The following is an 11735-nucleotide window of genomic DNA, read 5'->3' as shown; positions in this document are numbered from 1 at the left end:
TTGCATATTCTTATTCCGAAAACCGGTCGGGCTTTTCGGGAGTACGCTTTGCCTTAAAGCGTTTCTACAAATGCTTTGTAGTCAGCTTCGCTCATCAGGGCTTCAAGCTGTGCAGCATTCCCGAGCTTCATTTTGAAGAACCAGGCAGCGCCTTCTGGGTCTTCATTCACTTTTGCAGGCTCATCAACGAGCAGTTCGTTGCCTTCAACGATCTCACCATCGAGCGGCGCATATACTTCAGATGCAGCTTTCACGGATTCCACGACAGCAACTTCATCGTCCTGATCGACGTTTTTGCCGTTTTCTGGCAGTTCGACGAACACAACATCGCCCAGCTGGCTCTGTGCGAACTCAGTGATACCGACGGTTGCTACGTCTCCCTCAACCTTCAGCCACTCGTGGTCTTTTGTGAAATATGTGCTCATTTAAGCGTTCCCTACACTGTCGTTTGTCGATTGGATTGTGATTGGGGCAGCCCGCTGCCCTCACCGGAATTATTTTGGTTTGCGGTAGTAGCGCTGCGCTACAAACGGCATCTCAGCAACCTTGGCAGGAAGCGCACGGCCACGGACCACAAGCTCCAGTTCTGTGCCAATTTCTGCCAGATTTGACGGGACATAACCCATCGCAACTGGCGCGCCGAGAGTTGGCCCATAACCGCCAGATGTGACGCGGCCAATAATTTCTTCTGTACCCGGGACGCGGATTTCCGCGCCTTCACGTGCTGGTGCACGACCTTCAAGCAGCAAGCCTACACGAAGATTTTCAGTACCTTCTGCCAGCTGCTTCAGCACACGCTCACCACCTGGGAAATCACCTGCTTCTTTACGGCGCTTCTGCATGCAGAAGGTGATGTTGCCTTCAACCGGTGTGGTGTTTTCGTCGATGTCGTGACCATAAAGGCAAAGACCTGCTTCAAGGCGCAGGCTGTCACGAGCACCAAGCCCGATGGATTCAACGCGCTCATCTGCGAGCAGCGCTTTTGCAACTGCTTCAGCAGCACCAGCAGGAATGGAAATCTCATAGCCGTCTTCGCCAGTGTATCCTGAGCGAGAGGCGATAACGGAGATGCCGTCAAATTCCAGAGGACGCGCTTCCATGAAGCCCATTTCTGCAGCTTCTGGTGCATGCAGTGCCATCACTTCAGCAGCTTTTGGACCTTGGATTGCGATCAATGCGCGATCTTCAACGATCTCAAGCTTTACGTTGTCTGGAAGAGCTGCTGCGATGATTTTATAATCGTTGTCTTTACATGCAGCATTTACGACGAGCATGAGGCGACCATCATCCTCGCTCGCCAGCGGACGAGAGACCATGAGGTCATCAATGATGCAGCCATTGTCGTTTAGCAGAACAGTGTAACGCTGTTTGCCCGGCTTCAGTTCCTTCATGTTGGAAGGAACGAGCGTTTCCAGAGCAGCCGCAGTGGTTGCGTGGTCTGGACCTACAAGCCAAGCCTGCCCCATGTGAGACACATCGAAGAGGCCTGCGCTTTCACGTGTAAAGAGGTGTTCTTTCATCACGCCGAGCGGGAACTGCACTGGCATATCATAACCAGCGAACGGCACCATTTTAGCGCCAAGCTCTACATGAAGATCGAAAAGCGGTGTTTTTAGCAGGTCTGCAGCTTCAGCCATATGGTCCCCTCAGACAGTGGCGTACACATCGAAAACCATTCCAAATTCGCGGAATGATCGAGTACGCCCCCTCTGTCTCGAGAACCTGAGAGATTTCCCGCGCTGGTAGCTACAAATACCAAAGCGGTTACTCCTTCGGTGAGAGCCTTAACATGCGATCCATCAGGATTGCGTGCTTGGCACTGCTTTCCAGAGTGTTGCTTACTGTGCGGTCCTTTTGCCTGAGAGTTTCCGGGGCGGTTGCTCCTTCGGCGATAACCCAATGGGTGGCTTATTCTCTCCCGCACAGCTCTATCACTCGCCAGCCCTCCTCAGACCCGGCGAATGTATTCCCCCTGAATGACTGCAACGTGTCATTCAAGAAGGCTGGCGCGACACTTTGACGCCAAGCTGTAATCACTTACTAACCTATTTTTCAGTTTTCGTCGAATCCAAATACAACATTTTGTCGCGGTTCATTCGGAAGAATAATATTTTCTTCCACAAATGCCCATGTTGCAGACGGTGATCCGGCCCCTAAAGTGACAGGAACGCTGAAGAGTTTGGAGTAGATTGTTTTTTCTCCGCCATCCACATCTTGTGTGACTGCTACACGCACAGGAAGCAATATTTCGCCGCCTTTCCAGGTTGGACCGGGCGTAATGTTACCTGCGATGCCCAATTTCATCGCGGAATTCTGACCGGACTTTTTACAAGTACGCGCCCAATCCGTGATGATGGCCTGATAGCTCAGATTCTCAGGCGTCTTTTCTTTTCCGCGCGGGTACACTGTCAGGATGGTTGTTCCTGAAAGCTCCTGCAAAGCGGGGCATAAGGCTGGTGCCTGGAGAACGGACAGATCAAAGGTCTTTTCAGTTGCAGGCGGGTTTGCAGAGGATGCTTCCAGCTCGTTGTCTGATGACATAAAGCTGCCGCAACCTGCCAGTGAAGCACCAAGTGCTACCAGAAGAATTGCCCGTCCTGTGTTTTTGAGCAGTGATTTTGCCAATAAATTGCCCACCATTCGAATCCCAAATTTACCTGCAGTTTTTGTTTCTATATCAGCCACAAACGCAAATGGCGAGATACATCAGGCACCTGAAACACAGTAGAGGAAGCTGACAGGCTGAATATTGGAGAAAATCAGCGCTTGATGCCCGATTAAAAACTCTTTTTCTTGACAGAGGCAGTCAACATCCTTCAATTGCTCAAAGTCAAAACTCAGGAATACGTCATGCAGGTTACGCCGACCACAAAGGCACCGGTCAAAATTCTTCTTTGCGCTCCACGTGGCTTTTGTGCCGGTGTTGACCGCGCGATCCAGATCGTCGACCTCGCTCTCGAGAAATACGGTGCGCCTGTTTATGTGCGCCACGAGATCGTTCACAATAAGTATGTGGTTGAATCTCTGCGCAACAAAGGTGCTGTTTTTGTTGAGGAATTAGATGAGATTCCGGTAGACGATCGTCCTGTTATTTTCTCAGCGCACGGTGTACCGAAATCTGTGCCTGAGGCTGCACGACTGCGTAATCTGTTCTTTCTTGATGCAACCTGTCCGTTGGTTTCCAAGGTGCATAAAGAGGCTATTTTGCACGACAGACGCGAGCGCGAAATTCTGCTGATCGGTCATAAAGGCCATCCGGAAGTTGTTGGCACCATGGGTCAGCTGCCGCGTGGACGCGTCTCTCTTATTGAGACAGCAGAGGATGCCCGCCAGTTTAAACCGAAGACCGACCGGCAATTGGCGTGGATTTCTCAGACGACTCTTTCTGTTGATGACACAGAAGAGATTGTCAAAATTCTTGAAGAACGCTTCCCAACCATTGCGAAGCCGCACAAGGATGACATCTGCTATGCAACAACCAATCGCCAGCATGCTGTGAAGGAAATTGCACCGAAGTGCGATGCCATGATTGTTGTTGGAGCGCCAAACTCATCCAACTCTAAGCGCTTGCGCGAAGTTGGTGAGAGAGCAGGTTGTGACAAGGCTTTCCTCATTCAGCGAGCCTCCGAGATCTTCTGGGATGATTTTGAAGGTGCGAAAACAATCGGTATCACCGCCGGTGCGTCTGCCCCTGAAATCCTTGTTGAAGAAATTGTTGAATCCTTCCGTGAGCATTATGATGTGACACTGGAAACCGTTACAACTGCTGAAGAAGACATTTCATTCAATCTACCGAAAGAGTTACGGACCGCTGCCGCGCCTAGCGGAACAAGTCCGGCTGAATAGTTATGGCTGTATATACCGATGTTTCCGATGAAGAGCTGGGCGCTTTCATCGACCGTTTCAACATTGGCAATTTGCTCTCTTACAAGGGCATTGCTGAAGGTGTCGAGAACTCCAACTATCTGGTTCATACGGAGACGGGCTATTACATCCTTACGCTCTACGAAAAACGCGTTAATCCTGATGATTTGCCGTTTTTCCTGGGACTGATGCAGCATCTTGCCAATAATGGCCTGAACTGCCCTACTCCGCTTATTGACCGTGATGGTCAGATGCTTGGCGAGCTTGCGGGACGTCCTGCGGCCATGGTTACATTCCTTGATGGTATGTGGGTGCGTAAGCCTCAGCTGGTGCATTGCGCAGAGCTGGGTAAAGGCATGGCGCGGATGCATCTGGCAGGCGCTGACTTTGAGATCAAACGACCAAACTCTCTGAGTGTTGATGGTTGGGCTCCTTTACTAGATGCCAGCCGTGAGCGCGCGCATGAAGTGAAGGTTGGCCTTGCAGAAGAGCTGACTGCGGAACTGGATGAGCTACAGGCACTGTGGCCGAAAGAACTGCCAAACGGTGTTATTCATGCTGACCTATTCTCGGACAATGTGTTTTATCTGGGCAAAGAACTTTCCGGTCTGATCGACTTCTACTTTGCTTGTAATGATGCCTTTGCCTATGACGTGGCAATCTGCATTAATGCCTGGTGCTTTGAGCCGGATGGCATGTTCAACGTCACGAAAGCACGGGCATTGCTGGAAGGTTATCGCAGTGTGCGCCCGTTCAGCGAACTTGAATTCGACAACCTGCCTTTGCTGTGTCGTGGTGCAGCGCTGCGCTTCCTGCTGACGCGTCTTTACGACTGGTTGTCAGTGCCGGAAGGTGCGCTTGTTGTTCCTAAAGATCCACTTGAATACCTGCATAAACTCAGGTTCCATCGTGGCGTATCCAATGCGAGTGCATACGGGCTGGATAAATGACCGATACCAAACGTGTTGAGACGTGGACTGATGGAGCTTGCTCCGGCAACCCGGGACCTGGTGGCTGGGGCGTGCTGCTGCGCTTTGGCGAGCATGAAAAAGAATTGTGCGGCGGCGAGCCTGATACGACCAACAACCGCATGGAGTTGATGGCGGCCATTCAGGCTCTTGATTCCCTGAAGCGTTCTTGCGCCGTCGATCTTTATACAGACAGCTCATATGTGAAAAACGGCATCACTCAGTGGATGCATAACTGGAAGCGTAAAGGTTGGCGGACTGCGTCCAACTCACCCGTTAAAAACGCTGATTTATGGCAACTGCTGGATACAGCGGCACAACGCCATGATGTTGCGTGGCATTGGATCAAAGGTCATGCCGGGCACGAAGAAAACGAGCGTGCTGATGAACTTGCGCGTAAGGGTATGAAACCCTTTCAAAAATCCAAGTAAGTCGGGAAGGCAAGGTCAGGTTTATGGAAAACCAGCTTCCCCACTCTCGGCCGGATGAGGCGAAAAAGAAATCGCGCAAGGCCAAGCGCGTGCTTATTCTTGCCAATCCAACAGCAACGTCTTTCCGTTTTCAGAGCATCACTGAGATCGTGAAGTGCCTTGAGGACGCTGGGATGAAGGTGGAGTTGAAACTCACCAGTCGTGCCAGCGAAATCGCTGAGACCTGCACGGACCCTGATCTGAATACGGATATTCTGGCTGTTGCTGGTGGGGACGCCTCTGTCAGCGAGGCTGCATCTGCCATGCTGGGGCGTGGAATGAAGCCACATCTGGCAATTATTCCATTTGGCACTGCAAATGTACTTGCTCATGAACTGAGTGTACCGAATACCCCGCGTGAGATTGCTAAAACCATCATCGCAGGCAAGACGACGAAACTGCACAATGGCTTTGCCAACGGGCGCCCGTTTTTTCTTTCCACTTCAACCGGCTTTGATGCAGAAGTGGTGCATGTTGTACCCCTGCGCCTGAAGCGCCGTTACGGTCGGTTTGCTTATCTCTTCATTGCCGCCCAGCTGGCCTTTTCGCGCCGTAAAGGCAGCTTTAAAGTCCGTGCAGACGATGAAGAACTGCAATGTGCCATGGTGTTGATCACTAATGGTCGCTATTACGCTGGTAAGCACCTCGTGGTGCCGGATGCTTCCATTTTAGAGAAGAAGCTGCACCTACTGGTCTTCAAAGAAGACGGAGTGTGGGCACTCTTCAAATACGCATGCCGCTTACTTACTGGCAGCGTCGCCAAATCCCGTAATGTTGAGTTCCGAACCATCAAATCAGCCCGCATAGATGCTTATCGTGCGGCAGCTGTTCAAATCGACGGTGAACCATTTGGCGGCACACCGCTTGAGGTTTCTGTTGGCGACTGTGAATTGACGATTATTTCTGGAAAATAGAACAGTCCTTCCCTTTCACAATCCACTTGATGGTTACAGCCTCAAATTTACGTAGTGCTTCCCGCAGGTTACAGGCAACCTGTACGCTCAACATATTTAGAGCTGTAACTTTCTTAATTTCTCTCATGATATGAATAACTTAGATCGAGGTGATAGGCCGCCTGCGCGTTAATATCTGCGCAATATATAGTTGATAATGCGTACATCAGTTTCCAAACTAATGATTCTAGTTATCGTATATTGATGTAAAGGCCGGTGGTCACATGATACCTCGTCCGAAACTTTTAGAGATAGAGAACCGAGACTTCAAACGGCATGCCTGTCATTGGCCTGTGGTTCTGCTTACGGATAATTTCAACCGATCCTGCGTGATTGAGGATATCAGCAACGGAGGTTGCCGGTTGTTGATCAATACCGGGAAGCTCGTTTCCGGAGACACGGTGAAAATTCAGGTACCAACCCGCAAGCTTTCTTTCAGCGGCAAGGTCGTCTGGCTGCATTGCGAAGAAGCAGGCATCAAGTTCACTTCTAAGCCTGCCAAACTCTGACAAGTGACAGGCATTGCCGCGAGTCACTTCGGCTTTGGATAGGGTATTGGGCCGCTAAAACCAACGGCAGCCCGCCAAGTGCGGATGCTATGGCTTTTGTGCTTCACCGCTGCTTTCAGGTAACTCTTGTTCCTGCCGATGCCCATCGGATAGCGCTTATTTTGCTGCGCCTCATAGGCTGCACTTTGGCTGCTACAAACCTGTTTGCGCATATTTTCAGGCTGACGATGCAGATCGTTTGCAATTTCTTTTAGTTGCTGACCATTGGGGGCTAGTTCACCAGCCATTGCCTCAGTCAGGAGTTTGGCTGCTCTTTCGCTACGTTCCCGCCCCGTCGTCGCGCCAAGAATGATTGCCATAAAGCGCTGCCCGCCACGATCTGTAAGTGCAACGATATTGCGGCCAGATGAACAGACAAAGCCTGTCTTCATACCGACAGTACCCGGCAGTCGGGTCAGCAACTCATTGTAAGATTTGATTTCTACGCCATTAATGAGCACTTTTGATGTGGCGAACACGTCACGATACTGCGGGAACCGCAGATAGACTTCACTCGCCAGAATGGCCAGATCACGTGCGGATGTTTGCTGAGCGGATTCGAACAAGCCGTTGGCATTCACAAAGTGGCTTGCGGTCATCCCAAGACGTTGCGCGGTGGCATTCATACGCTGAGCGAATGCATCTTCACTCCCTGCGACACTCTCTGCCAGCGCAACTGCGACATCATTGGCTGATCCAACAAGCACCGCATAAAGCGCATCCTGCAGTGTCATGACGCTTCCGACCTTCAAGCCGGACTTCAAAGAATCTTGTTTCATCGCCCAAGGAGACATCACCACCGACGTTTCAAGGTCAACTTCTCTGTTGGCAATAGCCTCAAAGGTTACGAGTGCGGTCATCAACTTGGTTGTTGAAGCGGGATACCAAGGATTACCTGCATCCTCAGCGTAGAGGACCTTTTGCGTATCAAGGTTCAAAACCAGCGATGGTGTGGCGCTTGCCGGTGTTAGGGTACTGAATGTAACCAGAATCAAACCCAAAGCGACGTGTAGTTGTCGACACGCATTACCAAAACAAAACATGCAGCTAATAATCTCAGATAGGGAAAAGAGAGCCCGAACAGATGCTCTTAGAAAATTGCCTCGAGTATGTCATCGCCAGAGTTATTCAGAGGAAACTTGGCGGAGATAGATCAATTTTTCTCCAGCACCGCTGCGAAGGCCACATGGTTACAATTTTCCATTGCAACCATGTGGCCTTTCTAACTTACCTGCTCATATCAGCTTTGGTTGTTGCGGCCCTGCTGGGCGAACTGCTCTTTGAGCATGCGGCCTGCTTCAGCAGCACGCATTGGTTGACCGAAGTGGAAACCCTGCACGTATTCACAGCCAAGCTGGAACAGCTCCAGCGCATCTGACTCAGTCTCTGCACCTTCCGCAACCACTTCCATACCAAGGTCATGCCCCAGCGCTACGATGGTACGCAAGATGACCGGACGAGCGCTTTGGCCGTTAGGACGGACGAAGGACTGATCGATCTTGATGGTGTCGAACTGGAAGCGCTGCAGGTAGCTCAAGGATGAGTAACCTGTACCGAAGTCATCCAGAGACAGGCCAGCGCCCAGACCTTTCAGACGCTCAAGAACCTGCACGGAAAATTCCGGGTTCTGCATGACCAGAGATTCAGTCAGCTCCAGTTTCAAAGAGCCCGGTGTCAGCGCTGTGCGTGCCAGAACTGCTTTCACATCGTTAATAAGGTCAGGCTTCAACAGCTGGCGAGAAGAGATGTTGACGGAGACAAACAACGGTAGCGCGTGTTTGAACTCACGCTGCCACTGCGCCAACTGACGAGCACCTTTTTCCATCACACGCAGGCCAAGCTCATTGATCAGACCGCTTTGTTCAGCAACCGGAATGAACTCAGATGGTGGGATCAGGCCACGGCTTGGATGTTCCCAGCGCGCCAGTGCTTCGAAGCCTGCTGTCGTCTTGTCAGACAGACGTACGATTGGCTGGAAGAAAACCTTGATCTCGTCTTTTTCAAGAGCTGAGCGCAGATCGTTGTCCAGCGCTAGCGTGTTGCTGGCAACTGGCTTCAACGTTGGGCGGAAGATCTCGATGCGGTCACCACCGAGGCGCTTGGCGTGGTTGAGTGCAATCTCCGCGTCGCGCATCAGGTCAGTAGCCTTTTCAGGACCACCATCAAAGATGGAAGCGCCGATGGATGCTGTCAGGAACACTTCCTGATCACCGAAGGTGACTGGTGTGCGCAGAGACTTGCGCAGCTCATCAGCAAAGGACGCGATGCGTGTTGCGTCCTGCTCAGAGATCATCAGAACTGCAAAGGTATCTGCAGAAATGCGAGACAGGGAGTCCTGCGGTTTGATCAGACGAGAGAGGCGGCGTGCAGCGGTGAGCAGCATGGAATCGCCAGCCGTCTGACCGATGCTGTCGTTGACCTGCTTAAAGCGGTCGAGATCAATCAGAATGACAGTCGGGTTGCCATTGCCTTCTGCTCTGGAGCGAGCGAGCGCAGCAACGAGGCGGTCCATAAACAGTTCACGGTTTGGCAGGCCGGTCAGGTTGTCGTGCACGGCATCATGCATCAGGCGCTCTTCAGCGGTTTTCTGAGAGGTGATGTCCAGCAACGTACCAACGCAGCGGATCACTTCACCATCAGAGCCGAGCACTGGACGGGCACGCATTTTGAACCAGCGATAATGACCATCTTCGCCACGGAGGCGGAACGCCTGATTAACGCGGCCACGGCGGTGGTCAATCACAGCGTCCAATGTTCCACGGAACAGGTCGCGATCTTGCGGGTGCAGAATTTCGAGCCAGAGGCGGGCTGGCCCATCCAGAAGACCTGGCTTGATGCCCAGAGCTTCTTCCAGGCCACCGCTGGTGTGGATTTTGTCGCGGTCGACGTCCCAGTCCCAGATGATGTCGCCGGAGCCTGTCAGCGCCAGAGCCCGGCGTTCGACATCACTCATCACACTGTGGGAGAGACCAGACCCTGCAAAGGCATGCTGCATGACGGTAAAACCGAGCAGCAGAACGAAGAGAACAAGACCGCCTGCCAGCGCTGGCTGCACCAGATCACTTTGCAACATGCCTGTCGTTGCCATCCACGCAGCGAACAGCCATGCGAGGAACAGGAACCATGTCGGCAGCAGCATAATCGCGCGTTCGAACCCACGAACGGTGAGCATCAGGATGACGCCGAAGCCAGCGATTGCCACACCACCCATCAGGATACGGGAGATACCAGCTGCAATGGTTGGATCCCAAAGCGCCAAGCCAAACAAGCTGAGCACAGTGATGAACAAGCCGATTGCAAGGTGCGTATAATGGATGTGCCAGCGGCTGAGGCCGAGATAGGCGTAAAGGAAGACCACAAGCGCGGCTGTGAGACTGATTTCCGCTACCGCTCGATAGAGCTGATCATCCCCCAGCGTTCGCCCGAAGACGAGATTCCAAAAGCCGAAGTCGATACATAAATAAACAAGAACAGCCCACGCCAGAGCTGCAGTTGCCGGGAAGAGAACAGTTCCCTTCACCACAAACAAGATAGTGAGGAACAGCGCCAAGAGGCCCGCAATGCCAAGCACGATGCCGCGGTAAAGCGTGTAAGCGTTGATGTTGTCTTTGTAAGCTTCTGGCTTCCAGAGGCGGAGTTCCGGTAGGCTTGGGGTGTTGACCTCCGCGATGAAGGTCACATTCGCACCCGGATCCAGCGTGATGCGGTAAATATCCGCTTCTGTGCTGCGCTCGCGAATTGGTGGGATGCCCTGACTAGGTGTCAATGACACGATGCGGCGCTGACCAAGGTCCGGCACCAATACACCGCCGCCAGTCATCTTGTAGTAAGGTGCAACAAGCAGGCGGTCGATCTGTTCCTCCCCCGGATTGGAGAGCGCGAACACGGCCCAAGAGCTGGCAGTATCGTCAATGGAACGCACTTCGATGCGTCTGACGATGCCATCCGAGTCTGGAGCGGTGGAAACCTGAATGCTTTTGCTGGTGTTGGGATAGATATCGACAGAGCTGGTCAGATCGAGCGCATCAACGTCCTTGGGGACGACAATCGCCTCCAAAGCCAAGGCTTGTGACGCAACCACAATGAGCAGGAGAGCGCTTAACAGAACAGCCTGAATAACGTTCTGCATGCGCTGACAATAAGTCCCTGACACCGGCTTCTCCACGATAACGAAAAATTAACTGAATTCCTTGCCAAGATCATTACATCGTCAAGGCGCCAGTTTCATGGTTCAAGCATGTGTTACAGGCAATTTATCCCCATCTGCCTCTGATTGTGGCAGGACTTTGGCTGGTATAGGCGCAGAATCCCGGATTTTGCCAAACAAAATATGGTCTTGCCACATTCCGTTTATGAATAAATACGAGGGTGCAAAGCCCAGTTCAGAGAATCCAACCTTCATTAAGAGCGCTCTGGAGACTTCATTTGATGGCAGGCAGGCTGCTTCGATGCGGTGCAGGTGCAAATCATTGAAGCAGAAACAACAGACACGCTGAACGGCCTCTTTCATAAATCCATTGCCCGCAAAGGATGCTCCCATCCAATACCCAAGTGAGGTTGCCTGTGCAACACCGCGACGGACATTGGAAAGGTTCAAACCACCCATCAACTCGTCGGTATCCCGGTTGAACAGAAAAAACGGGTAGTGAGAGCCTTCGCGGATATTGCGATTGTACCGCCGGATGCGTTTTCGGAAGGCAGCTTTTGTCAGATCATCTGCTGGCCACGTGGGTTCCCATGGCTGCAGGAAGGCTCTGCTCTGAGCTCGCAGATCAGACCACTGCGCAAAATCCGCCATGGATGGCGCACGCAAGTACAGGCGGCCTGTGGTTAATGTTGCAAGAGATTGGGGAGATGTGCTTGTTTTGAAAAATGACACAGCTTCTCTCCCCTCTTAATCAGAGCTCCATTATGCAAAAAGCATTACCTGAA

General features: G+C 52.0%; 11 protein-coding genes and 1 riboswitch. Of the genes, 5 read left to right on the top strand and 6 right to left on the bottom strand.

The window, feature by feature from the left end:
- Positions 1-53: 53 nt before the first annotated feature.
- From gcvH to PsAD26_RS07555, 3 genes are all read right to left on the bottom strand, one after another.
- Entirely contained in the window at positions 54-425 is a 372-nt protein-coding gene (gene gcvH, locus PsAD26_RS07565) for a glycine cleavage system protein GcvH (protein ID WP_063309899.1), read from the bottom strand.
- 69 nt (positions 426-494) lie between these two features.
- Complete coding sequence (gene gcvT / locus PsAD26_RS07560; RefSeq protein ID WP_063309898.1) at positions 495-1637, bottom strand: glycine cleavage system aminomethyltransferase GcvT; 1143 nt, start codon at positions 1635-1637, stop codon at positions 495-497.
- Between the two features lie 199 nt (positions 1638-1836).
- Positions 1837-1931: riboswitch (glycine riboswitch) on the bottom strand.
- Between the two features lie 121 nt (positions 1932-2052).
- Complete coding sequence (locus PsAD26_RS07555; protein ID WP_063309897.1) at positions 2053-2640, bottom strand: hypothetical protein; 588 nt, start codon at positions 2638-2640, stop codon at positions 2053-2055.
- Positions 2641-2850: 210 nt separating this feature from the next.
- Between PsAD26_RS07555 and ispH the strand changes: the two genes are divergently transcribed.
- The 5 genes from ispH (at position 2851) to PsAD26_RS28780 (ending at position 6764) form a co-directional block, all read left to right on the top strand.
- Positions 2851-3846, top strand: a complete 996-nt coding sequence (ispH, locus tag PsAD26_RS07550; protein ID WP_193758267.1) for a 4-hydroxy-3-methylbut-2-enyl diphosphate reductase — start codon at positions 2851-2853, stop codon at positions 3844-3846.
- 2 nt (positions 3847-3848) lie between these two features.
- Entirely contained in the window at positions 3849-4814 is a 966-nt protein-coding gene (locus PsAD26_RS07545; RefSeq protein ID WP_063309895.1) for a homoserine kinase, read from the top strand.
- Entirely contained in the window at positions 4811-5263 is a 453-nt protein-coding gene (rnhA, locus tag PsAD26_RS07540) for a ribonuclease HI (RefSeq protein WP_057462906.1), read from the top strand. The genes PsAD26_RS07545 and rnhA overlap by 4 nt, the downstream gene beginning before the upstream one ends.
- A gap of 23 nt (positions 5264-5286) precedes the next feature.
- Entirely contained in the window at positions 5287-6216 is a 930-nt protein-coding gene (locus PsAD26_RS07535) for a YegS/Rv2252/BmrU family lipid kinase (RefSeq protein WP_063309894.1), read from the top strand.
- 263 nt (positions 6217-6479) lie between these two features.
- A complete protein-coding gene (locus PsAD26_RS28780) occupies positions 6480-6764 on the top strand; it encodes a PilZ domain-containing protein (protein ID WP_084403602.1) in 285 nt (94 codons plus the stop codon).
- Positions 6765-6787: 23 nt separating this feature from the next.
- On the opposite strand, the gene PsAD26_RS07525 is transcribed toward PsAD26_RS28780, so the two are convergent.
- The 3 genes from PsAD26_RS07525 to PsAD26_RS07515 form a co-directional block, all read right to left on the bottom strand.
- Positions 6788-7804 carry a D-alanyl-D-alanine carboxypeptidase family protein gene (locus PsAD26_RS07525; protein ID WP_208985562.1) on the bottom strand — a complete coding sequence of 339 codons (1017 nt, stop codon included), beginning with the start codon at positions 7802-7804 and terminating at the stop codon, positions 6788-6790.
- 239 nt (positions 7805-8043) lie between these two features.
- Positions 8044-10932: an EAL domain-containing protein gene (locus PsAD26_RS07520; RefSeq protein WP_063287212.1), complete on the bottom strand. Its 2889-nt coding sequence runs from the start codon at positions 10930-10932 to the stop codon at positions 8044-8046.
- Positions 10933-11034: 102 nt separating this feature from the next.
- Positions 11035-11682: a GNAT family protein gene (locus PsAD26_RS07515; RefSeq protein WP_063298813.1), complete on the bottom strand. Its 648-nt coding sequence runs from the start codon at positions 11680-11682 to the stop codon at positions 11035-11037.
- Positions 11683-11735: the final 53 nt, after the last annotated feature.

This window comes from Pseudovibrio sp. Ad26, from assembly GCF_001623285.1.
GTDB lineage: Bacteria > Pseudomonadota > Alphaproteobacteria > Rhizobiales > Stappiaceae > Pseudovibrio > Pseudovibrio ascidiaceicola.
Note: the sequence above shows the minus strand (reverse complement) of the source record. Positions and strands in the feature narration are given on the sequence as shown.